Annotated in this window: 36 protein-coding genes; 16 read left to right on the forward strand and 20 right to left on the reverse strand. The window is 34.2% G+C overall.

Annotation, left to right across the window (positions count from 1 at the left end; translation table 11 throughout):
- Positions 1-93 precede the first annotated feature (93 nt).
- On the reverse strand, positions 94-870 hold the full coding sequence (locus AC6EIZ_RS03305; protein ID WP_498512351.1) for an ABC transporter ATP-binding protein: 777 nt from the start codon (positions 868-870) through the stop codon (positions 94-96).
- Positions 871-875: 5 nt separating this feature from the next.
- Positions 876-1,895 carry a FecCD family ABC transporter permease gene (locus AC6EIZ_RS03310; protein WP_498512353.1) on the reverse strand — a complete coding sequence of 340 codons (1,020 nt, stop codon included), beginning with the start codon at positions 1,893-1,895 and terminating at the stop codon, positions 876-878.
- A gap of 142 nt (positions 1,896-2,037) precedes the next feature.
- Between AC6EIZ_RS03310 and AC6EIZ_RS03315 the strand changes: the two genes are divergently transcribed.
- From AC6EIZ_RS03315 to clpS, 3 genes are all read left to right on the forward strand, one after another.
- A complete protein-coding gene (locus AC6EIZ_RS03315) occupies positions 2,038-2,439 on the forward strand; it encodes a hypothetical protein (RefSeq protein ID WP_498512355.1) in 402 nt (133 codons plus the stop codon).
- An 875-nt stretch (positions 2,440-3,314) separates the two neighbouring features.
- On the forward strand, positions 3,315-3,626 hold the full coding sequence (locus AC6EIZ_RS03320; RefSeq protein WP_498512357.1) for a hypothetical protein: 312 nt from the start codon (positions 3,315-3,317) through the stop codon (positions 3,624-3,626).
- Positions 3,627-4,314: 688 nt separating this feature from the next.
- Positions 4,315-4,611: an ATP-dependent Clp protease adapter ClpS gene (gene clpS / locus AC6EIZ_RS03325; RefSeq protein ID WP_498512359.1), complete on the forward strand. Its 297-nt coding sequence runs from the start codon at positions 4,315-4,317 to the stop codon at positions 4,609-4,611.
- 377 nt (positions 4,612-4,988) lie between these two features.
- On the opposite strand, the gene AC6EIZ_RS03330 is transcribed toward clpS, so the two are convergent.
- Positions 4,989-5,354, reverse strand: a complete 366-nt coding sequence (locus AC6EIZ_RS03330) for a PDZ domain-containing protein (protein WP_498512361.1) — start codon at positions 5,352-5,354, stop codon at positions 4,989-4,991.
- Between the two features lie 192 nt (positions 5,355-5,546).
- Here AC6EIZ_RS03330 and AC6EIZ_RS03335 point away from each other — a divergent pair, with 192 nt between their 5' ends.
- The 4 genes from AC6EIZ_RS03335 to thiD all read left to right on the forward strand — a co-directional run bounded on the left by AC6EIZ_RS03335 (position 5,547) and on the right by thiD (position 8,575).
- On the forward strand, positions 5,547-5,843 hold the full coding sequence (locus tag AC6EIZ_RS03335) for a hypothetical protein (protein WP_498512363.1): 297 nt from the start codon (positions 5,547-5,549) through the stop codon (positions 5,841-5,843).
- A 1,046-nt stretch (positions 5,844-6,889) separates the two neighbouring features.
- A complete protein-coding gene (locus AC6EIZ_RS03340) occupies positions 6,890-7,057 on the forward strand; it encodes a hypothetical protein (protein ID WP_498512364.1) in 168 nt (55 codons plus the stop codon).
- A 76-nt stretch (positions 7,058-7,133) separates the two neighbouring features.
- Positions 7,134-7,760: a TenA family protein gene (locus AC6EIZ_RS03345; RefSeq protein ID WP_498512366.1), complete on the forward strand. Its 627-nt coding sequence runs from the start codon at positions 7,134-7,136 to the stop codon at positions 7,758-7,760.
- 32 nt (positions 7,761-7,792) lie between these two features.
- Positions 7,793-8,575, forward strand: a complete 783-nt coding sequence (gene thiD / locus AC6EIZ_RS03350; protein ID WP_498512368.1) for a bifunctional hydroxymethylpyrimidine kinase/phosphomethylpyrimidine kinase — start codon at positions 7,793-7,795, stop codon at positions 8,573-8,575.
- Positions 8,576-8,681: 106 nt separating this feature from the next.
- On the opposite strand, the gene AC6EIZ_RS03355 is transcribed toward thiD, so the two are convergent.
- Positions 8,682-9,707, reverse strand: coding sequence for an SDR family oxidoreductase (locus tag AC6EIZ_RS03355; protein WP_498512370.1), 1,026 nt, complete (start codon positions 9,705-9,707; stop codon positions 8,682-8,684).
- Positions 9,708-9,750: 43 nt separating this feature from the next.
- Between AC6EIZ_RS03355 and AC6EIZ_RS03360 the strand changes: the two genes are divergently transcribed.
- Positions 9,751-10,110, forward strand: a complete 360-nt coding sequence (locus AC6EIZ_RS03360) for a hypothetical protein (protein WP_498512372.1) — start codon at positions 9,751-9,753, stop codon at positions 10,108-10,110.
- A 1,161-nt stretch (positions 10,111-11,271) separates the two neighbouring features.
- Here the strand turns inward: AC6EIZ_RS03360 and AC6EIZ_RS03365 are convergent.
- The 3 genes from AC6EIZ_RS03365 to AC6EIZ_RS03375 all read right to left on the reverse strand — a co-directional run bounded on the left by AC6EIZ_RS03365 (position 11,272) and on the right by AC6EIZ_RS03375 (position 12,929).
- On the reverse strand, positions 11,272-11,586 hold the full coding sequence (locus AC6EIZ_RS03365) for a hypothetical protein (protein ID WP_498512374.1): 315 nt from the start codon (positions 11,584-11,586) through the stop codon (positions 11,272-11,274).
- Between the two features lie 461 nt (positions 11,587-12,047).
- The gene (locus tag AC6EIZ_RS03370; RefSeq protein WP_498512376.1) at positions 12,048-12,440 is read right to left on the reverse strand and encodes a hypothetical protein; all 393 of its coding nucleotides are present in this window, start codon (positions 12,438-12,440) and stop codon (positions 12,048-12,050) included.
- 123 nt (positions 12,441-12,563) lie between these two features.
- Complete coding sequence (locus AC6EIZ_RS03375) at positions 12,564-12,929, reverse strand: DoxX family protein (RefSeq protein ID WP_498512378.1); 366 nt, start codon at positions 12,927-12,929, stop codon at positions 12,564-12,566.
- 414 nt (positions 12,930-13,343) lie between these two features.
- On the opposite strand from AC6EIZ_RS03375, the gene AC6EIZ_RS03380 reads away from it, so the two are divergent.
- On the forward strand, positions 13,344-13,751 hold the full coding sequence (locus AC6EIZ_RS03380) for a thiol-disulfide oxidoreductase DCC family protein (RefSeq protein ID WP_498513168.1): 408 nt from the start codon (positions 13,344-13,346) through the stop codon (positions 13,749-13,751).
- 225 nt (positions 13,752-13,976) lie between these two features.
- Here the strand turns inward: AC6EIZ_RS03380 and AC6EIZ_RS03385 are convergent, their stop codons facing one another.
- The 4 genes from AC6EIZ_RS03385 to AC6EIZ_RS03400 are packed head-to-tail and all read right to left on the reverse strand — an operon-like array spanning position 13,977 to position 14,617.
- Entirely contained in the window at positions 13,977-14,123 is a 147-nt protein-coding gene (locus AC6EIZ_RS03385) for a high light inducible protein (protein WP_498511008.1), read from the reverse strand.
- Positions 14,123-14,272 (reverse strand): high light inducible protein, encoded by a 150-nt coding sequence (locus AC6EIZ_RS03390; RefSeq protein WP_413678158.1) that lies wholly within the window; start codon positions 14,270-14,272, stop codon positions 14,123-14,125. Before AC6EIZ_RS03390 ends, AC6EIZ_RS03385 begins: the two co-directional genes overlap by 1 nt.
- Entirely contained in the window at positions 14,272-14,391 is a 120-nt protein-coding gene (locus AC6EIZ_RS03395) for a high light inducible protein (protein WP_011294968.1), read from the reverse strand. The genes AC6EIZ_RS03390 and AC6EIZ_RS03395 overlap by 1 nt, the downstream gene beginning before the upstream one ends.
- Before the next feature lie 19 nt (positions 14,392-14,410).
- The gene (locus AC6EIZ_RS03400; RefSeq protein ID WP_498512174.1) at positions 14,411-14,617 is read right to left on the reverse strand and encodes a high light inducible protein; all 207 of its coding nucleotides are present in this window, start codon (positions 14,615-14,617) and stop codon (positions 14,411-14,413) included.
- A 400-nt stretch (positions 14,618-15,017) separates the two neighbouring features.
- On the opposite strand from AC6EIZ_RS03400, the gene AC6EIZ_RS03405 reads away from it, so the two are divergent.
- Together AC6EIZ_RS03405 and AC6EIZ_RS03410 are read left to right on the forward strand one after the other, a co-directional pair.
- Positions 15,018-15,182, forward strand: coding sequence for a hypothetical protein (locus AC6EIZ_RS03405; protein WP_498512380.1), 165 nt, complete (start codon positions 15,018-15,020; stop codon positions 15,180-15,182).
- A gap of 124 nt (positions 15,183-15,306) precedes the next feature.
- Positions 15,307-15,549 carry a hypothetical protein gene (locus AC6EIZ_RS03410; RefSeq protein ID WP_498512382.1) on the forward strand — a complete coding sequence of 81 codons (243 nt, stop codon included), beginning with the start codon at positions 15,307-15,309 and terminating at the stop codon, positions 15,547-15,549.
- Positions 15,550-15,634: 85 nt separating this feature from the next.
- Here AC6EIZ_RS03410 and AC6EIZ_RS03415 read toward each other — a convergent pair whose 3' ends face one another.
- A complete protein-coding gene (locus tag AC6EIZ_RS03415; RefSeq protein ID WP_498512384.1) occupies positions 15,635-15,841 on the reverse strand; it encodes a hypothetical protein in 207 nt (68 codons plus the stop codon).
- A gap of 124 nt (positions 15,842-15,965) precedes the next feature.
- On the opposite strand from AC6EIZ_RS03415, the gene AC6EIZ_RS03420 reads away from it, so the two are divergent.
- On the forward strand, positions 15,966-16,208 hold the full coding sequence (locus AC6EIZ_RS03420; protein WP_498512386.1) for a hypothetical protein: 243 nt from the start codon (positions 15,966-15,968) through the stop codon (positions 16,206-16,208).
- A gap of 608 nt (positions 16,209-16,816) precedes the next feature.
- Here the strand turns inward: AC6EIZ_RS03420 and psbZ are convergent.
- Positions 16,817-17,029 (reverse strand): photosystem II reaction center protein PsbZ, encoded by a 213-nt coding sequence (psbZ, locus tag AC6EIZ_RS03425; RefSeq protein WP_498512388.1) that lies wholly within the window; start codon positions 17,027-17,029, stop codon positions 16,817-16,819.
- 1,645 nt (positions 17,030-18,674) lie between these two features.
- On the opposite strand from psbZ, the gene psbA reads away from it, so the two are divergent.
- On the forward strand, positions 18,675-19,757 hold the full coding sequence (psbA, locus tag AC6EIZ_RS03430) for a photosystem II q(b) protein (protein ID WP_011294225.1): 1,083 nt from the start codon (positions 18,675-18,677) through the stop codon (positions 19,755-19,757).
- Between the two features lie 18 nt (positions 19,758-19,775).
- Here psbA and AC6EIZ_RS03435 read toward each other — a convergent pair whose 3' ends face one another.
- Both AC6EIZ_RS03435 and AC6EIZ_RS03440 read right to left on the reverse strand, forming a co-directional pair.
- Positions 19,776-19,937: a DUF3104 domain-containing protein gene (locus tag AC6EIZ_RS03435; RefSeq protein WP_498513169.1), complete on the reverse strand. Its 162-nt coding sequence runs from the start codon at positions 19,935-19,937 to the stop codon at positions 19,776-19,778.
- Positions 19,938-20,157: 220 nt separating this feature from the next.
- Entirely contained in the window at positions 20,158-20,382 is a 225-nt protein-coding gene (locus AC6EIZ_RS03440) for a hypothetical protein (protein WP_498512390.1), read from the reverse strand.
- A 446-nt stretch (positions 20,383-20,828) separates the two neighbouring features.
- On the opposite strand from AC6EIZ_RS03440, the gene AC6EIZ_RS03445 reads away from it, so the two are divergent.
- Complete coding sequence (locus tag AC6EIZ_RS03445) at positions 20,829-21,020, forward strand: hypothetical protein (RefSeq protein ID WP_498512392.1); 192 nt, start codon at positions 20,829-20,831, stop codon at positions 21,018-21,020.
- A gap of 227 nt (positions 21,021-21,247) precedes the next feature.
- On the opposite strand, the gene AC6EIZ_RS03450 is transcribed toward AC6EIZ_RS03445, so the two are convergent.
- The gene (locus AC6EIZ_RS03450) at positions 21,248-21,544 is read right to left on the reverse strand and encodes a DUF1330 domain-containing protein (RefSeq protein ID WP_498512394.1); all 297 of its coding nucleotides are present in this window, start codon (positions 21,542-21,544) and stop codon (positions 21,248-21,250) included.
- Between the two features lie 403 nt (positions 21,545-21,947).
- Between AC6EIZ_RS03450 and AC6EIZ_RS03455 the strand changes: the two genes are divergently transcribed.
- Positions 21,948-22,328, forward strand: a complete 381-nt coding sequence (locus AC6EIZ_RS03455; protein ID WP_498512396.1) for a DUF1330 domain-containing protein — start codon at positions 21,948-21,950, stop codon at positions 22,326-22,328.
- A gap of 54 nt (positions 22,329-22,382) precedes the next feature.
- On the opposite strand, the gene AC6EIZ_RS03460 is transcribed toward AC6EIZ_RS03455, so the two are convergent.
- The 3 genes from AC6EIZ_RS03460 to AC6EIZ_RS03470 all read right to left on the reverse strand — a co-directional run bounded on the left by AC6EIZ_RS03460 (position 22,383) and on the right by AC6EIZ_RS03470 (position 23,376).
- The gene (locus tag AC6EIZ_RS03460) at positions 22,383-22,667 is read right to left on the reverse strand and encodes a hypothetical protein (RefSeq protein WP_498512398.1); all 285 of its coding nucleotides are present in this window, start codon (positions 22,665-22,667) and stop codon (positions 22,383-22,385) included.
- Between the two features lie 161 nt (positions 22,668-22,828).
- Positions 22,829-23,092, reverse strand: a complete 264-nt coding sequence (locus AC6EIZ_RS03465) for a hypothetical protein (protein ID WP_498512400.1) — start codon at positions 23,090-23,092, stop codon at positions 22,829-22,831.
- 5 nt (positions 23,093-23,097) lie between these two features.
- Entirely contained in the window at positions 23,098-23,376 is a 279-nt protein-coding gene (locus tag AC6EIZ_RS03470; RefSeq protein ID WP_498512402.1) for a DUF3764 family protein, read from the reverse strand.
- 159 nt (positions 23,377-23,535) lie between these two features.
- Here AC6EIZ_RS03470 and AC6EIZ_RS03475 point away from each other — a divergent pair, with 159 nt between their 5' ends.
- Positions 23,536-24,069, forward strand: coding sequence for a peptide deformylase (locus tag AC6EIZ_RS03475; RefSeq protein WP_498512404.1), 534 nt, complete (start codon positions 23,536-23,538; stop codon positions 24,067-24,069).
- 323 nt (positions 24,070-24,392) lie between these two features.
- On the opposite strand, the gene AC6EIZ_RS03480 is transcribed toward AC6EIZ_RS03475, so the two are convergent.
- Entirely contained in the window at positions 24,393-24,527 is a 135-nt protein-coding gene (locus AC6EIZ_RS03480) for a hypothetical protein (RefSeq protein WP_498512406.1), read from the reverse strand.
- Positions 24,528-24,686: the final 159 nt, after the last annotated feature.

Here is a 24,686-nt window from a genome sequence, read left to right on the forward strand (position 1 = left end):
ACAAAGCAATACATAAATCGAAATGTGCTATTGGCTTCTCTTGCAGGTATAAAGCTATACCTCTATGTCTATGTATAAATGAATATTGCCATTTCAGGAAGATTTAATTGTGCATATTTGAAGACCAATAGGTGTTTCTATTTGGCATGTCTCAACTTGAAAGGCTTTTTTCAAAAGCTCATGAGTAAAAACTTCTCTAGGATTATCAATTGCTAACAGTTCACCATCTTTTATTACTGCTATTCGATCGCAATATCTTGCGGCCAAATTAAGGTCATGAATAACAGTAATAATTGACAGCTCCTCTTCATTATTAAGTCTTTTTAGTAAATCTAAAAATTGAAGTTGAAAACGAAGATCTAAAAAAGTTGTTGGTTCATCTAATAAAAGGATTTTTGCATCTTGAGCAAGCGCAAGAGAAAGAAAAGCTCGTTGACGTTGACCACCAGATAAGGCATATACAGGTTTATTTTTAAAACAGGTCATATCAGTTAATTCAATAGATCTTTCAACTTTAAAATGGTCCTTTTCATCAAGATCTAATTCCCACCATTGTTTATGAGGTGAACGTCCAAGGCAGACCAATTCATAAACTGTTAAAGATAAATTTGAGCTATTTTGTTGAGGTAATATAGAAACCTTCTTTGCGATTTCTTTTGTTGATGCATGATGAATATCATACCCATCTAAATAAGCAGTACCTGTATAGGCATCAAGTATGCGGCTGATACCTTTTAAGAAAGTTGATTTACCTGATCCATTCGCTCCAACAATTCCTAACCACTCAGATTTCTCCAAAGAGAGACTTATCGATTTAATAATTTTATTTTCTTCATAACCGGTAGAGAAATCTTTTGTTATTAGTGTCATTACGTCTATCGAAGACTAGTTAAGGTTTTTTGTCTTTTATACAATAAGACTATAAAAATTGGAGCGCCTAATAATGATGTAATGATTCCAACAGGCAATTCAATAGTGCCTGATCTTGCAATCAAATCGGCTGAACTAACTGTTAAAGCACCTAATAAAGCAGAGAATGGAAGAACAACTTTATAGTCTGTCCCAAATAAAAATCGTACGGCATGGGGGACAATCAAACCTACAAATCCTATCAAGCCACCAACGCTAACTGAGCTTGCAGCCAAAAGAGTTGCAGATGCACCAATCAAGCATCTTGAACGAAATAAAGAATTTCCTAAACCTACAGATAATTCATCTCCCAAACCTAATAAATTCAATTGTCTTGAGAGAAATAATCCCACAACTAAAGCAAAGATGATTGGTGGTCCAGCTAACTTGATTTCTGTCCATCCTCTAGAATTAAGACTACCTATCAACCAAGTCAAAGCAGCTTGAACTCTTCCATCTTCTGTTTGTAGAAGAAGCATTGACTGAATAGACCCAAAAAGGCTACTTAAGGCAACCCCTGCAAGAATCAATCTTTCTACTGATATGGAAGTCCCCGATTTTGCTAAACAATAAACGATTAAGGTCGTAATAATTGCTCCTATCCATGCAGCAATCGGGAGCCAAGAGAGCCATAAACCAATGCTTACCAACAAAACAATTACCAAGCCCGAGCCTGCAGAGATACCTAGCAAGTAAGGACTTGCCAATCCATTCCTTAGCATTCCTTGTAAGAGAGCCCCAGACATACCTAATGCTGATCCAACAAGTAAAGAGGCAATTAATCTAGGAAGTCTAAGTTGCCAAAAAATAATTTGATTAGTTAAATCACCTTCTCTCAAGAATGCTTTGATTATTTCATCACTACTTAATTCAACAGAACCATTACTTAAAGACAAAACTATAACTAAGGCAATAAATACTAAGAGAACTATTGCGTTAAATCTATTCTTTTCTCTAAGTAAGTTTAAAATTTTTTGATAGGACACCTGAAAGTAATTATTTCAGCTTTACGATAGTCATTCTAATATTTATGACATGTACAAATAGTACATGCCTGATTAATAAAGATGGATAGAGGTTCTTTCTATACAGAAGAGAAAGCCCCAACAGAAACTTGAGGACTAAAGAATGAAGCAGCTACTTTTTGCCCCGTTAATTTTTGGATCCATTTCACCTGTTAATGCAGGGATTTATTTTTACACCGATTATCAGGATGGGATAGAAGTTCGTTGCAAGGATGGAAAACCTAAGCACCTTGTGGAAATTACTAAGAGTGGTAGAGGAATGAAATTAGAAGGACATGGCGAAGATCAATATTCATGGCCAATAATTTATATCTATCCAGAGGCTACAAATGAAAAATACAAATACTTTCCAAGTACCGCTGGGAGTACATGCAGTTATAGAAAACTCACTAAAGAAGAAAAGAACTCATTAATACTTAAAGGCTTTAAGACTTGTATTGGAAGTGAAGTACCTCTTGAAGAGAGAATGGAAAGAAAGAAAAAGATTTGCTTTGGCTGGAATTAACTGATTATTACTCTAATGATTTTGGCTTAATAGGTTACTGGATTTACTGGATTTACTGGAGCATTAAGCATGAGGGATTTATTAGATACCAAAAGCCTCTCTATTTAAGGTTTTATTCTCTTTTATTTCGGTCTTTCCCCACTGTTACCACTTTTCCCTAAAACCTATTTGCCAATGCATTTTTTTTACCATTGTTTATGCAAGTGTTAAAAAAAATTCAATTCAAGTTCTTACTTCTAGTATTGGAGGCAATAGATAAAAAGATCAAAAAAAGAATATTAAGAGATCCATACTAATAGGTTCTTTATAGGGGACTGATCATGTAGTTCATCCAAAAAGCTCAAAAATTTATGTAGCGTTAGACCAAATAGTTATGGAATAAGACAAAAGGATTATTCAATAGAGCAAAGCAAATCAATGTCATCAATCTCAAACTCCAGCCATAACTCACTTATCTGTTAATCCTGTTTTTTGTATCTAATGCGCAGACAAAGAACATCAGTAGTAACAATATTATGATACAAAGCCTCGCTTTTACGAAGTTGATGGATGTCATTGGTTTATACAAATGCTAAAAAGTCAATACAGGACACACGCCCCCACACTTAATACAAGTCAACAGTAAATCTGAGAACTCAAAGTACTTGGGGCGACATATCAACCACACCAGAAAAGTTTTTATGGCTTTTATTTCTAAAGTAATTAAAAAAAGAATCTCAAACTTATTAACCAGATTTGATGTTCCAAAGATTCCACCTCATATGAATAATCAATTATGATTAGAGAGGGGCACGTCTACAAATTAGAGTTTAAAACGATTCATCATTAAGTAAAAATAATCATTTTGGTCTTATTGATTTTGCTAGGTTTTAGAAATGGAATTTTCCTTTAATTTTGCTTCTACGTCTACATCAATTGCGATGATAGGAGCTCTCTTATCATTCGCAGGTGTTGGTTTATTGATTTTGATTATCAGTGAAAAATTGTTTCATGGACTCAGCAAACTAATTTATTTTTGTGGCAATCAGATACTGATATCTCGAAGATTGTTTTCCAAAAAATATATAGAAGAAAATAAAGTTTCAAATAATCAACTTAATTCAAAGCGAACAGAAATCACAAAAAAAGAAGTCTCTCTTACAGAACAAAAAGAGTGGCTTGAAAAAATCCTGAAAATGAAGGTTTAATTAAAACGATCTACGTTTAAAATCTACTTCCATTAATTTTAATTTTAGAAATTATATGTTCTTTCGTTTGAGGGTCTCCCAAGTCAAAAGAGTTGTCGGGAATAGGAAAGCACTACCTAAACGAACATCCGTTTTAAAAAACTTCTGTTTAGATATTAGCGGTGAGTATCGATTCGATGCATTCGAGCTACACCCAAAGAATGATCAGTTGGTAAATCCTGTCCCTTAGATCTCAAACCATAAAAGGTAGTCCTCAATTTTCTTTATAAATACCTTAGATTAAGCCCTTCATTTCCTATATGCCGAGAGTTACCAATCTCTATAAAACTCTGATTCGGAGTATCAAATAGCTATTAAAATTATATAACTCCTTTTTTAAAAAAGGTTGCTTATCACAAAGGATACAAATTAATTAACCTAACGAGTCAGTTTTCCTAGGTTAGTGATTAAAGCTGCTAGTTTGCTAATTATTTTTTTATCAGAGTGTTGGATGAACTTAGAGAAACAACACGAGAAACTTTTTAAACTTCAAGCAAAAAGAATGTACTCCAAGAAAAGAGCCTCTAAAAATTTTAATAAAGTCTGATAATAATCTCCATAAACTTTCTAGGCCATTGCACGCCGTCTGAAAGTTAAAGTAAAAGTTAGGTTGACAGTGGATTAATCTTGGGGCATTCCCCACATTCTTATGGATAAAATTACTGATTCAATTACTACAGTCTTAAGTCCAAAAACAACAAAAAGAAAATATCCCGAAGCAAAGATAATAGTTCTTGATGACAATTTTAATTCGTTTGAACATGTAGCAAATTGTCTTGTAACAATCATCCCAGGGATGAGTGAAAAAAGGTCATGGGGACTTGCCGTCGAAATAGACAAGGAAGGTTCGGCGGAAGTATGGAGAGGGCCCCTTGAACAGGCAGAGCTATATCATCAGCAACTTCTCAGCAAAGGATTAACAATGGCACCAATTGAAAAAATATAAATTTTAATTTAATAAACCTCTTAGGAAAAGAAGCACTCTTTAGTGCAAGACCAAAAATGATCGCACACTTGGAAAAGGCAAGAGGATTTATGAAGGAGATATCGTTACTTGTGGTGCTAAGCGTTTTTGGGTTCTTGTTTAAGTAACTGTTGTAGTTCATCCCCATACCTAGGGAGATGATGATCGCTTGTTATCTCATTGACTTTCCATTTTGCTGCAACATTAGGTCTAAGTCTGATGGCAACCTCGATTAAACCATTCTCTTATTTTTATTTGATTCAGAGATTCATTATTAGAAATTTCAAAAGTATCTCTAACTAAGAGAAGTTTAATTTTTTTCCTTTTTCCTTTTCCGTTTGTTCTTCCAAGAACTAATTTTACTGGCTTATCTTTTGTCCTTTAATTAATTCAATGGCTTCTTCTATACCCATTCCTTTCATTGATGTTCCATCTACTGCGAGAATTGCGTCACCTGATTCAATATCTGCATTAGAGGCAGGAGTTCCATTGATAATTGATTGTATTGCTATTTCAGCAGTTTCAGTGTTTAAGAAAAGTGTAACGCCTATTCCAGTAATTTCTTTTTTGAGCTTAATGCTTTTACTCAGGTTTGTTCTTACACAACCTGAATAATCTCTAGCATCGAGACAGCATTTATGAATTTCTTCACTTATTTCAGCCTTCGCAGTGATAGGGGAAAGAAGCCCAGCGGTTATTATGGTAAGCAGAAATAAGCGTTTCATTTTCTCTTACTAACCAATCTACTCAATTTAAATGTCAAAAACCGTCCTCCTTCCAGAGCATTGAGAGATTCTCTAATATCTTTTATCATCTCAGCAATAGAAGGTAGGCGTCTATTGGATATTTGATAGCCAGGACTGTAATAAACATTTGAAGTCAATCAGCTAGAAAAGGTATGAAACCCTCTATTAAGAATGAATCCCATAAACGCTTTCAAAAAATGGTTACTGAATCTTCTAATACCCATCATAGAAAGAACTAATAAAATGAAGGATTCATCTCAAGAGAAAAGATTTCGAGACTTATTTAAGAAAAGAAAAAGCGCCTTAATCGTTGGAGGCTTGGTCTTCTGTGTAATAGTATTTGGAATTGGTAAAAGTTTTAGTTTCATTACTGGGGTCATAGCATGTAGCCCATTTGTTGTCATATTGTGGAGTTCTTTTGGTAAGCAATTAATGGGTATATTTAAATTTAAAAAGAATAAAAAATGATTCGTTTCTTTAACTTTCACTTAAACTATACTTAACACATAAATCATGGAGATAGCAATCACTTATGCTTTGGCAAATCTTGCAATACTTGGATTATTCTTTTATGTTACTTATCGAATGACTAACAAATAAAATGAAAAGGATTACCCTAGATCGAACTAATGAGGTTAAAACAATAAAAATTTAATTATTAATGTTTCCTTCTATTAGTTCTACTCAACTTCTTGAAATAACTTTCAAAGTTAATAGTGTATATATAAATACATAGCTAAAAGCAAGGACGAAAAAAGCCAATAAAGAGCTTAAAATAAAAAGACTAAATAGTCCAGTGAAGCAATTTACGTTTAAAAATTCTGCAGCCTATAGAAGTTCATTTCCAGCAAAGCTCATAGAAATTTTCAATAATTAATTTTAATATAGTTCTAAACATAAGTCAGAATGTAATCAATAAATGTTTCCAAAGATAAGGAAAATATATTTAAACCTTACATTTATTTCAATTACATGAAACCTATTTTAAAAAATAAAAAAGCTACATGCCTTAAATGTAGCTCTGAATAAACTTTGGAGAGTGTCGTACTAAAGACCAAAGCATTAATATTAAAGCAAAAACAACTTTTAAAATCTACATTAAATCATATTTTTTAAGATAAATTCTAATCGCTAATTTAGTAAAAATAGGTGTATCTTAAGAATACATTAGAGACAATTTGAAGTTAATAATATTTCCTATATGGAAATTGGAATAGGTTTGTATATGAGTAATGAGATGAATATCCATTGATACATAGAATTATATGAAAAATTATTTCGCAAAAACTAATTTTTAGTCATAAATAAAAAAGAGGTTTCTTTTTTATGAATTCACAACTAAGGAAAAGTATTTTATTTGATGTGCTTGATGGAATAACTCCTTCAGGGAATGAAAGTAAAGCGGTTATGAATTTAGAAAAGATATCGAATAAAATCATTTAATATTGGAAGAAGAAGCGATGAGACTAGGAATAAGTTGAGATGTTATTGAGTTCACTGAAGATTTCAGATAGATGTACCCACAATCTCCTAGAGAAGTTGAACTTCTTGAAAAATGTGACTACTTAGAGAAGGTTTTAAGAGATGGATCTAGAAGCTCTATGGAATCAACGCTTAAATTGCTAAGTAGAGATAATTGCCCCTTCACTCCAATTCTTAAAGGGAAGGGAATTATCGAGTAGCAAAAAGCAAACCACATCAATGTTGAAGCAATAACTAAAAGAGGCATGATATGTTTACGAAACAATTACTTAATCAATGCTGATCACACAAAAATTATGGGAATGCAATTATAATCTTGCATCACTAAGCCTTAATACTAAATTCGTCCAGGGAATAAAAAATGGAGATCTTCCTAAAACAAAATTTCAAGAATATTTAGCTCAAGATTATTTTTTTTTAGAAAGTTTCGCTCGGGCATACGGTTTAGCAGTTTCCAAGTCAAGAAATAAAAAAAGCATCAAAACTTTAAGCGTACTGTTATCAGGAGTATCAGAGGAGTTGATTCTGCATGAAACTTATGCAAAAGAATGGGATATTGATTTAACTACAAATTTAATAGGACCAGCCACAAAAAAATATACTGATTTTTTAGAAGAAGTCTCCTTAAATCTAAGTTTAATTGAAATAATGAGTGCAATGACACCATGTATGCGTTTATATTCATGGCTGGGAAAAGAATTATTAAATATGATTTCCGATAATCCATATAAAAAATGGATCTTAACTTACTCTGATGAAAGTTTTGATAATCTTGCAAAATCACTTGAAAATCTAATAGATGAATATGATGAATCATATGATATTGATCAAGTTGATTTTCTATATAAAAGAGCTATGGAGTTGGAACTAGATTTTTTCAATGCCTATTCTTCTTTCGCTTAAATTAGAAAAGATTTACCTTATAAGAAGAAATTATGTATTCTAAAATTGTTCTCTCAATCGGTGGTAGTGATTCGGGTGGAGGTGCAGGGATTCAAGCAGATCTAAGAACTTTCATGTCTATTAAAGTCCATGGTTGCACTGCAATTACATGTATTACGGCACAAAATAGTATAGGGGTAACTGGGGTACAAGCTGTTGAAAGTCATATATTAATCAATCAAATTGATGCTTTATTCTCGGATTTTGAAATACAGTGTTTAAAGACTGGAATGCTCTTAAACGAAAGAATCATTTTAAATACTGGTACAAAATTGAAGGGATTCGCTATCCCTAAAATCATTGATCCAGTTATGGTTTCAAGGACTGGGACAAAATTAATTGAAGATAGTGCAATTAATGCCTATAAGAAATTACTTCTACCTCAGGCAGAAATAGTAACTCCAAATATTTATGAAGCTAATTTACTATCAAATATTCAAATAAAAAATGAAGAAGATATAGAATTTTCTGCTCAAGAAATTTTAAAACTTGGCCCTAAAGCTGTATTAATAAAAGGAGGAGGATTAAATTCATTGAAAGGTAAAGATTTTTATATTGATAGAGAAGGTAAAAGAGATTGGTTCATTAATAAATTTATTAATACCTCAAATACACATGGTAGTGGATGTACATTAAGTGCTGCTATTTGTAGTTATATTGCTTTAGGGTTCAACTTAATTGAGTCAATCAAAAAAGCAAAGTCCTTTATTGAAAAATCATTAAGAAAATCCTATAAGATTGGATCTGGTCCTGGACCTCTTGGACATCACCAATAACAGATAGGCTGACGATTAGGACGATTTTCTTAAGTTAATAAAGAATATAACTGTTAGGACTAAAAAAATTTTACAAACAATTAATTCATTAAAAGAAAATTTAATATTAAAAGTTTTGATTTAAAATTGTCTTTAAAGAACTAGTCATATCTTCTAATGTTTTTTTAAAAGGGGTTGGCTCCCAATCGAAGATCGAAATGGTTTCGGATATATCTGCTCCATATCGACCTCTTTTAATCATAGAGGAAGTGCTTTTCATATCTCTATTGAACATTGCTAAAGAATTTATTACTTGAGTAGGGACCAAACTCTTTGGAGATTTATTAAATCCAAGTTCTCTTAAAATTTCTGAAATTTCTAAGAATGGAATACCTTTTTTAGACGTTGCAATTATTCTTTTATGATCACTATGATGATTCGTTAATGACTGAACATGTAACTTCGCGACATCTCTTACATCAACCACCGTGAAATAAATATCTGGCAAAGCGGGGAATTTACCCGTAATCATTTTTGTAATTAAACTCGCTGATATACCTTCTATATCATTGCTAAGTAATGGTCCAAAAACCATTCCAGGATGAATAGTAGTCATTGAAAATGACACGTCAGTTTGGTTGTCAACAAAATCCCAAGCTGCTTTTTCAGCTATTGTTTTGCTTTTTATATATGCCCCTACATCCTTTGAGGTATCAGTCCAATCATTAGTATTGCAGGAGCTCTTGTTATGTCCGTAAGCTATTGCACCCATTGATGAAGTTAAGACTACCTTTTTAACTTTTGATTTATGCGCAGCTTTTAATGCCCTTAATGTTCCTTCTAATGCAGGGGTAATTAGTTCATTTTCATCCTTTGGCTCTTCGACAAAGCATGGAGAAGCAATATGAAAAAGATAATCACAATCAGAGGTCGCATCATCCCAGCCCTCATCATTAAGTAAATTCAATTTACAAAATTCAAGATTGTTATTGCTAAATTCTGTCCCTAATGATTTTCTTACTTCATCCTCACGCTTAAGATCTCTTAGCGATCCTTTTACTTCATATCCATTATTTAATAATTCTAAAATGCAATGCAGAGCAATATACCCTGAAGCACCAGTTACCAGAACTTTTCCTTTATTAACAGTCATTAGATAATATTATCAATAAATAAGCATCCTGTTCTTTTTTTTTGTGATTGAAGCTATTCATTTACAAGTAAAGTTGAAACTTTGTATAAGTTTTATTGTTAAAGAAGTTATAGCACTAGATCCACTAGCAAGGAGACAATGGCTGTATACCTACAAAGGTATTATTCAATACGCTGATTCTCATGAAAGCGAACTTACTCAGGAACAGATTATTGGAGCAGATATTTATAGAGACCTTATTAAACAAGTTGAGGACTTAATAAAAGAAGAAGATTATGAAGGGCAAAACTACAACGCCTATAAAAGCCGTGATCCTAATTACGAAACTATTTACAAAAAACGTTTAAAACAAATACGAGAAGATTTTCCTATACCTGATCAATTCAAAGAGACTTTTATTTAAACACTCCATACCAAGCCTTATTTCCTCGGGGTGTAGCCCCTTCAAAGACAGCCATGATGGAAGAGTAAATGCATTAACAAACAGTTGACTGAAGCATGCCATGCAAGGTGGGGAAAACTGAAGAACAAATTGAGACCATAATTATTCCCACATGAAAAACATTGCTCAACAATGCTCTAGTTACGGGGAATAAGTTCAATGCCCCACTACTTTTATTGCTAAAGTGCTTAGAGATATTGCAGATGCATTTTATGAACAACTACCAGAAGGCGCAAGTGGTTGTCGGTCTTGCCAACTATCAACTCAACAAGTAATTGAAGTTTTACATTCCAATAGTAATTAATAAGTAAAAGCGGCATGATGATGGCAATAATCTTTTATGAGAAATGGTCTTAATGAAATTGATTAAGGCTGATAAGCATTAACAGAGCGTATTCAGCAAAAATTACATTTCAACAACTATCAAATGCTTTGCTTTAATTGGGCAATCGGCTTAGTAATGGGCATATCTATTGCAATTCTCTTTATTTAATTCAGCATGGAAAAAAACAATACTTTTAAGTGGATCGTAATCACCTACTTAGCAATTCCAATCTTTCTGATCATTACTGTCTACGCATATTTAATTCTTAAGTAATTGGATTTCTTATTTTTATACCTAGCAGATTAAGTTCTCTGGGTCATATCCTCTCTTCTTCATTAAATCTTTAATCCTGTTCAAATATATGACTTTGGATGTACTGTTTGTAGCCCAAGAACATAGTCTGAATGATCAAATATTTATGATGCAATGGAAAAAGCTAGATCTAATTCCAGAAAGAACTGAATAGACCTTTTACTTACCTAGGAGGCACTCGAAATAAGATCTCTGTCGAGTGATATATATCTTGAAGATTTTACTAGAAATTAATTTTGCACCTTATTCGTTTCACTGACTTATTGATTCGTTGAGCCTAAGCATGTATGGGAGATAACATCCCAGCAGTTAGTACGAAAAGTAAAAATCTTCGAATTAATTTATTTTCACTCCCATCTTGCTAGCTGAACAAGTTCAACTCATATTCTTACTGTAAAAATTATTACGCTGATATTTATGGATTGAGTCCTACTACTCTCAAGTGATGGAGTTTGGCCTAACATAATAGTCAAAGCTAATGGTATTTATTGATAATAATAAGGCAATATTTCTGCACATTTTGGGAAATTCTTTATTTTGAGCTTTATAAATCTTTCAAGTGCAGAAGGACTTATTAACTCAGCTAATTTCTCATAATCGCTTGTTATCAACATTTTACTTCCTTTTGTTGAGCCTCGATCAAATTGAACATCCGTACATATGACATTTATCGCTCCCATTGAATGACCAATCTCCCATCCTAATTCATATGCTTTTTGAACACTAGATTTTTCCTTGATCTCGGTCGAAGCATTTACGGGGAATATGCAGATAGAAAGAGCTAGAAGTAAAAGTTTCATAAACCCATTATGACAAGACCCGCTAAATCACTTTATTTACAGTATTTCCAAGTAACACTTGGGTTCATTTTTAGTACACCAAAAACTTGGAATTAAAAAAGAAGGCTGGGAAACCTGTCTCCGATAGATCGAATCTATATATAACGTTTTACTTTAATCTTAATAAAAGAGATTCCAATCCATCAAAAAATATCCTTTGGATGATCCATGAACAAAACATGAATTAGTAGGATTTTTATTCTTTATTGTAATTAGTTTGATTTCAATATTTGATTCACTATTTTCAGATTAATAGGAAAAGAGTATGATTCTACATAAGAATTTTTCATGATATATCTGAAGCTGTATCAATAAAAATTAAGTAATATTTAATGATAAAAATAAAACATTAAGTGTGAATATGGCTGATTAGTGTCTATGCACCTCATAAACCTATTTACATTTTTGCCTCTAGAATAAGATTATTGAGCTAGCCAACGATTGATAATGTTTGATGGTGTGCCAAGTATTTTTAATTTTCTCTTTGTGAGTGGAAATGGAAATTCTTTTTTTCTCATGGATAAGATTTTATTCTTTCCTTCAACATCCCTATAAATTAAATTCCAACTTGCACAACACTCTCCTGATTGTGGCGGGGATTGCCAAAAACTAATTACATCTTTTTTATTTATCACCTGCTTGTTCGTAACATTCAAATAGGTAGGGTGAAAATCAACCCAACATTTTTCTTTTGGTTGTTGATCGTCAAATTCGTCATTAATTCTTTGTATATTTCTTTGGTTGTTGACGGGACATTCAAAAGATATTCGCTCAACACTTTTGAAGCCTCCATCAAAGTCGCTAATCCCTTTCACAGGCTTAGCTTTAGTGATGATGGACTGAAAGAACCAAAAACATAGAAAAATTAAGTGGAGTTTTTTCATTAAAAAAAGCACTGACTCAAGTCAGCCCATAAGATTTTGAATAGTGAATTGATATCAGTTATTTGGATTTTTTTCTATGGCAACTAATAATCCTCCAATTAAAGATAGGTTTCGTGCGACTGCTGCAAGTTGAAATGGTATCAAATGAAAAATTATTGTGGCTGGCACCAAGAAAATTAAAAGTAGAGAACAAGCGAGTTTGATCCATTTTGTGAAGATCAAAAGAAAAGTACCACCAAGAAGTAAAGCTATTGCACCTACCATCATTATCAGTGAAACTGGCTCGGGAAAACCTCTGTTTGTTATATAGTCTGCTTGAGCAGCAAAGTTTGTTATTTTTCCTGGTATTGCATTTATAAAAATCGCACTAATCAACAATCGCCCAAGAAAGTTCAAAGAATAAAATTTTTTTAAATCCATAATCATTTAGTAGCCAATATTATATAAATATCTTAAAAAACAATTTTTTACCACAATGCGATATCAATAGACGTTCACTAGATAATCTAGAAAGTATAATTCAGAAACTTGTATTCCTATGAATGTCTAGTATGGCACTTTTATAGTTGACAATTGTAAAACTAACTTGATCCAATCCACCTCAAGCTCTCCTCTAATGACTTGAGCTTTCGATCTTTACCAAAGATCTCCGTGACTCATAAGCTCTTAATATTTCGAATAAACCGATAAGTTCTAGAGAAATACAATCATCTTATTATTGCCATTAATCAAGTAGATAAAATAGATAAGACCAAAGTGTTTCTACACCAGTTTCATGCCCACCGTTTACCGCACTAATTAGATAACTTGTATAGAAGAATCTCATCTGATTTTATTTTGACTAACGCGAAGCTCACATTACTTTTTGATGGTGGTTGTCCTCTTTGCTTAAGAGAGGTAAGATTTTTACGCTCTAGAGATATGCATAAAAATATTAGTTTTATAGATATTGATTCCCCCAATTATCAACCAAACCTTTATTCAGGAATTAGCTATAAAGACGCGATGGGTCGAATTCATGCGATTAATAAATCAGGTGAAATTCTTAAAGATGTCGCTGTTTTCAGAGAAGCATATCGATTAGTTGGACTCGGGTGGATCTATGCTCCTACAAATTGGCCAATACTGGGTTCATTAATAGATCAAGTTTATAAGATATGGGCCCAGTGGCGTCTACCTCTCACTGGACGTCCATCCTTAGAGCAACTTTGTAAAGAAAAAGAATTTTGCAAAGGGAATTAGGCAATATCTCCAGTTCAACTATGGTTATTATCTTCCAAATAACAAAAGCCTCTTCCGTAATGACAGAGAAGAGGCTTTTTTATTAGATTTGAATTTAGGACTATACAATCCCTGGGATGATCCAGCCTGTTAAGCCGTAGTTAATTACTGCAGCAAATAAGCCTATCATTGCAAGGCGACCATTCATTTACTCGGCTGATTTCCAGTAGTTCGTTTCTTTAACCATTACACAAAACCTGGAATAATTTGACCGGTTGCTAGATATGCCCCGACAAGAGCTAAGCAGCCAACAGAAGCAGCTAGGCCATTGAGTCGTTCAGCAAACACTTTGCCTTCTTCGACTCTTGATGTTTCAGTGATTTGATTGTTCATTACACGAAACCTGGAATGATTTGGCCGGTTGTTGCATATGCACCTATAAGAGCAATGCATCCAAACAATGCTGCATAGCCGTTAAGTCTTTCTGCAGTTACCTTTTCAGGATCAATGTTTCTGCTGTTGTTGTTGTTTTGAGTAGTCATTAAACGACACCTGGGATAAGTTGACCGGTTGTTAGGTAGATACCTGTTAATAGAACGAATGCCATCATGGCGGGTCTGCCGATGCTTCTTTCTAGAATTGTTTTGTTAGATGGTTGCATTTTAGTAGTTGTTATTGGTTTAGAAAATTCCAGGGATGATTTGACCTGTTGTGAAATAAGCACCTAAAAGGCTAATCATGCCGATCATTGCCCAACGGCCATTGGTCTTTTCTGCTTCCTCTGGATAGCTGGTGTAGTCCTCTACAAGCTGAGGCTGTGTTTCACGGCCAAAGATGTTTTGCTTGCCGTACTCAGTGATTACTTGAGAAGAAGGTGAACTTGTCATTACTAGGGTTATATCAATGTGAACAAATGTAAAGTATTTTATTTTTTTAGGGAAGGTACGGTCTGGTACGGCTTCTTCTAATGATTAAGAGCTTTAAACCTCAGAAAATAAATACAGCAATTAATAAGAGAGATATAAATCCAATGATTAGATCTATTGATGACTCTAATAAGTATAAATAGGCCGAACTGGTTAGCCCTACTTCAACCGTCCTACAGGTGTTGAGGAAACCTATTTATATTCTTTTTATTCCTTTGAAACGCCCAAAACCAAACTTTTAGTCATGCTTGCAATTACTAAAGTCACTGCTGCAAAACTAATTGTTCTCTGGAATCTTCCTGCCTTACTTCTATTAGCTGGTGCTTACGAAGTTGGTACTACCGTATTTACTTAACTAACAATGACATCATCCAAGAACAGCCCTAAAAATTGGTCCGAGTGGAATAACACCAAGCATTTCACTGACTATTCAAGAGATTCAGGCACAAGCAAGTTTGTTCGCTTTACTATTGCTGCTTTGCTATTTGTTCCAGTTGGCTTCCTTACTTATATGACTACTATTTAATAAGTGATGACTTCGACTAACACTCAAGAAAATAAAAATAGATTCATAAAAGCTTTAACCTTAATTATAGCTGCTAAGTTATCAATTTTTTCAGTTATATTTATCTAATAATGAAAGTTAAATCATGACAAGTCAAGAAAAAATAAAAACTCCTGAAAAGAGGATTAATAAATCAATATCTAATATCGACGACAGAAAAAAGAAGAAAAATTTCTCTATTCAAGAAGAAAACCAGGATATTACAAAAGATAAAATCGAGCTTAGATACAAAGCAAGACAAGAACAATTAGACTTACTAACAAGTTCTCTAACTTCATCATCAAGAATTAGTAATTGGATTTCTAGGATTAGAGCAATTTTTAAGTAATTTCAAATATATCAAAATCAACCAAAAGAAATACCAATATAATTAATTGATTAAGTTAGTTTCTACTAGAAAAATTACGTGAAAATTAAGCTCTCGGATGTAAATCTGAGTACCTTGTAGTTTCATCTTTAACTCTGTTTGGATTTTCACGATCAGAGTTTCTAGCTGCATTAAAAATTATCAGGAATGGAATGGCTATTGCAAAGAAATAAAAATGCAATAATAGAAGATCCCAGGGAACTCCTGAACTTCCATAATCGGGAAAAAATAAAGCAGTCGCTAACGGGAACATATGAAAAATCATCTAATTTACCTTAGAAGGATTCTAAACAATTCGTGGAATATTTTGCTTATTATTCCTTCATGTCTGAGAAGGCATTGAATATTTAGAAAAGTAGACTAACTTGCGAAACAGAATGAATACTCATTTATTTTCTGTTGATAGACAAATGCTACCGATTGTGTCCAATATGCATTTACAGATCCTTACTTCGACTATGGATTCTCATAAAGAAACTCATAAATATGCTTTCGAGCTATTAATGGCACCAAGAAAAATGCCAATCGATCATGAAGAAAAGCAACCTCATATTCAAGAAATAAGAAAGGACTATCTACAAAAATCTTTGAAGCCAAGAACTAATAAAAAGTTCAGATAGAGAGTGTTAAATTTAGAATTTGATCCCAACTTAGTTTTTTATATAATAGTATTTAGGATTATTGTTTAAATCTCTCCACAGACAAGCCATTATATATAAAAAAGCAACAGAAGCAATTAGAAAAAATATAGAAGTCATATTAATCCAAAACTCCCAGCAGTAAAACCAACTGAGCAGAAAAAAATAAATTCAACTAAATCTCTACATCCTGATGGGATTGAATTTAGTGCAACATTAATACGTTGAGCCATTTGAACCTGTATTCATACGTTAAGGAATCTAAAAGAAAAAGCTTAAAAATGTACCTGATTAAATGTAGGGTTTACGTGTATTAGTAAGACTTATGGGTAAAGGTTATTTTTAGTCTCATTAATATTTTAATTAATTAAATAGATGGCAATGTTTTTTTGCTTAACTTGTTCTTAGCTAAAATTACTTAAATAATGAAATTGATATGGAATAGTGCTAGCGACACTTAACACAATCAAGAACATTCCTGTTTTATCTAAACGCTTCATATCTATTTTTTAGTTAACGACATTTTAGAACTTAAAAATAAGAAGTGTGATTTTATAGAAAAGTATTTTTTGTATAAATTGATTGTGACTCTAACCAGAAAAACCTTGAACGATTCCTCCTACCAATCCATTAAGTAAGACCAAAACAAACCAAACGCCACCAAGAGCTTCTATTTTTCTTATATTTGAATTTCTATTATTCTCTGGACTATCTTGAGTCATGTAAAAAACTGGAACACCTACTACTAGCAATAAAGATGAGAATAAAAGTGCATTAGCCAGAATGCCTGCAAGGATAGACATTTATCAATCATATAAAGGTCAATTTGGAAGCCGAAGTATTTTATTTCTAGCACGAAGAATGACCTACTGAAAACATTACAGCATGAATTCAATAATCAGCTTAACGACATAGCTACTTAATTTGATGAGTTTTGATTTAATGATTATTAAATATCTACTAAATCTATCCTACTTACCAAAAATGATAACTAGGTATAGATTAAATTCTATTTCCTTGTTTCAATATCATATTTCGAAATTTACTCCATTGCAGTTTAAGCCACTGCACTGAAGCTTGAATAAGAGAGATAACACGAAATGATGAAAACTTGGAATAGCGTTATCTAAACAAATAAAGAATATCAACAAAGAAACCATCGTCATTGATAGATATTGCATCCAATGGATTCCAATTGGATCTAAGCCATCGTTATTAAATTGATTTATTTCCAATGTTTCTACCTACCCTAACTGAAGAATAATTAAGTAGTGGCTTTAGTTAAGAGTTTCATTTGATAAAGCTTGTTTAGCAGCACTTTCAAAGCAAGCATTTTTCAATAAATTTCTACACAATGCTGAGTAAAAGGCTTAAAGGGATTCATATCCATTCTTTAATACTATACGATTACTGAAGCTACAATTTCAAAAGCACCAGCCATAAGAAGCAAAGCTGGGAGATTCCAAAGAAACAGAACCTTCAAAGCAATAGATTTATAAGTTGCAGCAGTCATGTCTAATTGGGGGGTGGATAGTTTTTCAGTAAAACGCAGATCGGTAACCTCATTCTAAAGATAAGAAACAAAGCATTATCAGATGTTCAGTTTAGGTAGGGCTAACTAGTTACGGTTCATTAGTTTGAGATCATTAATGATAAAATAATCCACAATGAGAAAATTATTCTTTAATACTATTTTTTCACAGATAAGCATGGGAGAAGCCCAAAGAAGAATTGACTATGAAATTTATTCTTTAGAGTTGATACAAGTTAAATTCATAATAGCTCAAATTGGAAAAATAATATCTCCTAACAACCATTAAGCTTAAGTCCTCCAGTGCAAATCAATAGAACGAGTCTTGAATTCCACCTCCTCATCCCGAAGTGAACATGTTTTCACACAAGCAAATATAAATCAACAGCATCTCTATCTTAAATTATTATATTATCTACCAAAGGATAATATTACAGATTTAAACTTTTGAATTAATTACAGCTACTAGAATTTATAAATCTATTATTTCATTTTACTACTTTATATAAACACCTAAATAATTAACAATTAAAGTATAAATATACTCCAACTATTACTTAAATAAGAGAAAGAAACCTACGTGGCTTAAAAGTTAAAAAATAACACACAATTCAATCCGATCTTGAATACAAACTTAGTAATAAATAGTCTTCTTACATTTGGATTGAACTTTAAAATTATATTCAAATGATAAGAATAAATTATATTCATTAAACTTATGAATTCACAGAAAAAGAAAAGATCTCGATTATCAAATAAGAAAACATTATTTAACTAACCAGATCTACTAATTTTTTTAACCAGATTTTGGTGAGTTTACCGATCCTGCATATCAGATTTAGAAGCTACATTTTGCACGTCAAATTTTTTTTGACCTTACTTATTGCTCTCCGAGCAAAAACCAAACGTTCTTATTCATGACCACCATTCAGCAGCAGCGTTCTTCGTTGCTCAAAGGTTGGCCACAATTCTGCGAGTGGGTTACTTCCACCAACAACCGTATCTATGTCGGTTGGTTCGGTGTATTGATGATCCCTTGCCTTCTTGCGGCAACAACTTGTTTCATCGTTGCATTTATCGCTGCTCCTCCAGTTGATATCGACGGTATCCGTGAGCCAGTAGCTGGTTCATTTATGTACGGAAACAACATCATTTCTGGTGCTGTTGTTCCTTCAAGTAACGCTATCGGCCTTCACTTCTACCCAATCTGGGAAGCAGCAACTCTTGATGAGTGGCTATATAACGGCGGTCCTTACCAGCTTGTAATCTTCCACTTCCTTATTGGTATCTCTGCATACATGGGACGTCAGTGGGAGCTTTCATACCGTTTAGGTATGCGCCCATGGATCTGTGTTGCTTATTCAGCTCCTGTATCAGCAGCTTTCGCTGTATTCCTTGTTTACCCATTCGGTCAGGGTTCATTCTCTGATGGTATGCCTCTAGGAATTTCTGGAACATTCAACTTCATGTTCGTTTTCCAGGCTGAGCACAACATTTTGATGCACCCATTCCATATGGCTGGTGTAGCAGGTATGTTCGGTGGTGCTTTGTTCTCTGCAATGCACGGTTCTTTGGTTACTTCATCACTTATTCGTGAGACCACAGGACTTGATTCACAGAACTACGGTTACAAGTTTGGACAAGAAGAAGAGACATACAACATCGTTGCAGCTCATGGCTACTTCGGTCGTTTGATCTTCCAATATGCAAGCTTCAACAACAGCCGTAGCCTTCACTTCTTCTTGGCTTCATGGCCAGTAATTTGTGTTTGGTTGACATCTATGGGCATCTGCACCATGGCGTTCAACTTGAACGGCTTCAACTTCAACCAGTCTGTAGTTGATACTTCAGGCAAGGTTGTACCAACCTGGGGTGACGTACTTAACCGTGCAAACCTTGGTATGGAAGTAATGCATGAGCGTAATGCTCACAACTTCCCACTTGACCTAGCAGCTGCTGAGTCTACTTCTGTAGCTCTTGTTGCACCTGCAATTGGTTAAGTCTTTAACTTGATCTTTTCAAAAGCCCTCTTTAAGAGGGCTTTTGAATTGTTGTCCGATATTAACTATTTCGATATCTTCCTCTCCATGAATCCAGCGGATTTCTCCAGAACCTACTTTTGCGATTTGAAAGAGAGTCGGTGCGTCTGGATCTGTTGGGCCACTAATAAAAGAAAGAATTTTTCTATCTAATCTTTTTCATAGAGAACAGCGTCCCCAAGTCTAACTTTTAAAATAGAGGTTCATCCATAATTACTTTCTAACTAAATCCATAGGACAGGGAAAATTATTTTTAATTACCAATCTGGATACACACCTTGAACTGGTTCTTCATAGAAATCTCCCCTTTCTATGCCTGAAAAATATTCAGTTAAATATTGAGGATCTTCGCTTGAATTCGTCATTTTTGTTCCTGATCTTCTTGTTCCCATTCTTGAAATTGGAAATAAAATATTCCGGCAATCGCTACGAAGATTGAAAGAAGTCCAGCCCAACCCCAAAACTTATGCTCGGTAAAAAGATTAGTCAGCGATGACTGTTCAACATATCTGGCATCCATCTCGTTTTGAATATTCCCAGTCCATGCATCAACAGCAATTATAAAATTCCCAATTAAATCAAACATTCTAACAATCCGAATAAGCGAATATTAGGCAAAAGAAAAGCCTCTTTGTGGAGGTTTAACTAAAGATTCTTGAGGAAGTTCTCGGAGCAACGAAATTGAACATTCCAGCTCTCTGATCAAAACAATGGGATTAATTCAATAATGCTGTTCGATTGATGTAGTGCATTCCTACTCTCTTCTTACAAACAAGAGTAGTAGACCAAAGGTATGCAGGAAGGGCTTATGAAACTCTTTAATCCTTTCACCATTCCCAAAAATGACAATTGCAATCTTTGCAGAATCAAAACTAATAAAAGAAAAGAAGCTGAAAACACATTTTTAGATCAACTATTTATAACTCTCTACAGGTATAGATTTGATTTCGTTTTCGACTGAGTGGGGTTGATTCATTTGTTGATACATTGGCGAATTAAGAGCCAAGAAATAAATACCAAGTGACGCAAAAAATGGGAAAACAGCTTTTAATTGATTCATTAGCTTTTTCTAGTAGACAGGAATGGATCTTTCATTTTTTATTTTCTAGTCATCCAATAGGTGATATGAAAAACATTACATCCACTGCAAGATTTGCAATGGAAAAAAGTGATTGGTATTCCCAGGAGATACCGGCCTTATTTATTCTAAGAAAACCAAAGTAAAAGATCTAATTAACAATATTGCATCAAGATCAAGATGCCAAGGAGCTAAAAGGTTATGGACAAGGTCGTTAATTAGCCTTCAATTATTGTTTCTTACGACCATCACTAACTGATTTTTTAGACACTGAATTTTGCTTTAAACTTCTGAAAAACCATTTTCCAGTTATTAATAACAGAATCAAAATTAGGTTTGTTAATTGGCATGCATTTCTTATAAAAATATAGCTTTAATGAGTTACATCTCCATCCATGATGGTGATATTGGTATCAATTGAATTAGCCCAGCGTAACTTGCTTAGTTCTTGATATTCTGAACTGTTGTAAGCATCAATGGCAGCTTGCTTTGATGGGAACTCTATAATGACAGCTAACTTTCCACCCTTTCCTTCGACAGTTTGTCCCTCCATATCCTTCGCGAAAACTGAACCATCAACTGATTCAACCCAAGGTTGAAAGGCTTCAACATATTCAGCAAAAGCTGGATTCGTAACTGTTGTAGTAACGAGCCAAAAACCCTTAGCCATTAAATAAAAATCAATTCAAAAGATTTTTACATACTCTATCTGGTTTGGATAGAAATATCAGAAAACCAAACACTGAAGCTCGCACGTTCCTCACACAACACACCAGCCTCAAGTTAAATCGCCGCTTTAGGAATGGTTTTCATTCATCCTATGATATAAATATTAAATAAAAGACTTAAAGGCATTAAAAAAGACAGGCTGGGGAACCTGTCTATGAATCATCGGGACAAGAGGATTCGAACCTGCGACCAAGTGCTCCCAAATCACTAAGGACCCAAATGTCAAGCTGATAGCCTTTTATTACTAGTAAAACTCGGATTCTATTTGATTCAGCAAGAACAATTGTTAGTTAGACAGTTGATTCGGTATCAGTTATCCTCACAAAGATTTTATAAAGTTCGGAATGAAAACAACTGCAATTGTTGGGATTGCTGCTGCAGCGATAGGACTTGTTGTAGGTTCTCAACTTCCTAAATCTGGTACTGCGGGATATGTCGTGATTACGGGCACTACAAAAAATAGAGAAGCAGCTAAAGAATATTTTCAAAACGTCAATCAGATTACCAAAGAATGTGGTCTTACTAACTTGGTTCTAGATAGGAGCACAGACATCCGAGAAGGAAATAAAAAAGGTGATGGTGGTCCTCTTACTGTTATTGCAAGACATCCAAAAGGTAAAGATGCAGTAATTAAATGCTACGAGTCTGATCAATATCAAAGGTTAAAAGCAATTCGGGAACCTCATACAAACTGGAATTTCCGTATCACAGAGGGAAAGCAATAGAAAAGGGGGCAAAGTGCCCCCTCATGATCATCTCTCAACCACTGACCATATTTACTAAGCAGTGACTTTCTCCTTCTTCTTGGCTGGAGTAAGAGCTTTAATCTCTTCTTGTAGTTCATGCTCACGTTCATCAAGCACCTTGACTCGAGCTTGATAATTCTCCTCAAGTCTCTTACGAGAAGCCTCAATATTTTCGAGCTCTTCTTCTCTTTGATTTCGCTTGATTTCTTCTAGCTCACTATCAGAGACAACATAAACAGTTCTCATAGGAGAGAAGAAAGAATCAGCGAATACGGTGTCAAATAAAGAGGAATACATAACATTCATTTCAAAGGACATATCTACTTTGACTCGACTACTTAGAATTTAAAATGTAGTAAACCGAAAAATTAGATACGGCCTCTACGACCAGGATCGGTTGCTGCTACTGATTAATTGGGTATACCGAAATATAACGACACTTATGAAAATTTACAATCAGCCTATTCAATAACAAGACTCTACAAAGGTCCTTCTAGCCTATAAACAATATCTTTGCAGTTGTTAGCTTTGTCCCATTCTCTAGCAAAAGGATTATCGAGGATTTCTGCAAAAGCTTCCAGACTTTTGACGTTATAAAAAGAGTGTGATTTATGATCATTGATTTTGTTTAGGTCATAGTCAAAAACAATTCCATCTCCATATTCTTTAACAAACTTTTTAATAGTTTTTTCGTAGTACTCAAAGGAGCAGGCAAAAGTACATACAATAAATAGCTTTTCCATTTCTCTTAACCTGCTAGGTAACTGGTAATCACGGTTGAATCATATATATATCCTGTAGATTCAACAGCTTCTCTACTTACTTCAAAAAACGCTTTTGCGACACCCTCTTCTGCCTGATGGATCACGATAACTGACTCAGGATCATCTTTACTAACACCTCTGTATAAAGGTTTTATTGCGTTAGCCTCTTGCATTGCAACAACCTCTGGACTATCAAAACCTTTAGCCCAACTTGCAAATGGAACAGAAATCTTGAAAGTAAATACAGTTGTCTCCAGAGCCATCCAAAATAATTACAAGTCATCAGAGCCTTGCACACATCTTCTAGATTTTCTAGACCTAAGGCCATCTCTTTAGGCTCTTCTGACAAAAGTATTTTTCAAAACTAATGTCATTCACATGCGCTTGGTCGAGGTAAGCTTTACTGACGGCATGATTTGTATATGGGGATTCGGAATGTTCTACGAATTGGTCATCCGGCATTGCGTAGACGCGCGGAAGTAGTCCCTGATGACTGGTTTGGTAGTCAACGTCTACAGGAACTAATAGACGATTTGTTCGATACTAAATTGGCTTGTTCTGGAGCAGGGCTAGCTGCACCGCAGATCGATGAACCTTGGAGGGTTCTTGTTGTTGGCATGGACCAAAACCCTCGATACCCCTATGCTGATCCGTTGCCTGATCGTGTGCTGATTAATCCTGTAATCAAATCAATTGGAAAAGAATTGATCGCTGGTTGGGAGGGTTGCCTCAGCATACCTGGCTTACGCGGGGAGGTGAAGCGGTGGAGACATATTCACCTGAGATGGCAAGACCAAGAAGGGGCTTGCCATACAGAAGAACTGCAAGACTTCCATGCACGAGTTGTTCAGCATGAAAAAGATCACTTGGATGGTATTCTTTTCCCTGACCGTCTTACGAGCTCATTAGCATTTGGATTTACCGATGAGCTTCAGGCTCATGGACGGATTCCTTAAACCTTAATTTCATAATTAGGCGATGGTCTAAAACCACATGAAAAATTATCTCTTGAAGAAAAGATCAGTATTTACTTTAAAAGTTTCCTGAATCAATTTCATCAACTGAAATCGCAGAAAAGCTTGGAACTTCCCATGAGTATATAAGACGTATTTGTACAGAGATGTCTGAACTGGGTTTAATGAGTAGAGCGAAAAGTGAAACAGATACCAAGTGTAGAGCTACTTACTTACATGGCCCAGTTTCATTGACTTGGGGGGTTATATTTTTCCTACTTTTACCCCCCTGTATAATCAATAGATAACTAGGAAAGATTTATCAACTAGCAAATGACGCTTCCACTAACAGTAACCACATCTCCATAAGCCTTAACGGTCATTGGCAGAGTTGCAACGCTAAGAGCTAATGCAAATGTCGCTGCTGGTTGCGCAAGCCTTAGAAGAGTTTCCTTATCCATTTTGGTTTGTAGGTTCTTCCTAAAGAATACTTTGAGGGTATGTTCGCACCTCGAAAATTTCCTAGGCAGGAGCTTTAAAACTAATGGAATGCTTTACAAGTTAACTCTTTTCTAAGGCCGAATAGTGAGTTATAGACAACATTAAAGAGATTACTAAGA

This window comes from Prochlorococcus sp. G4PB16, from assembly GCF_059772465.1.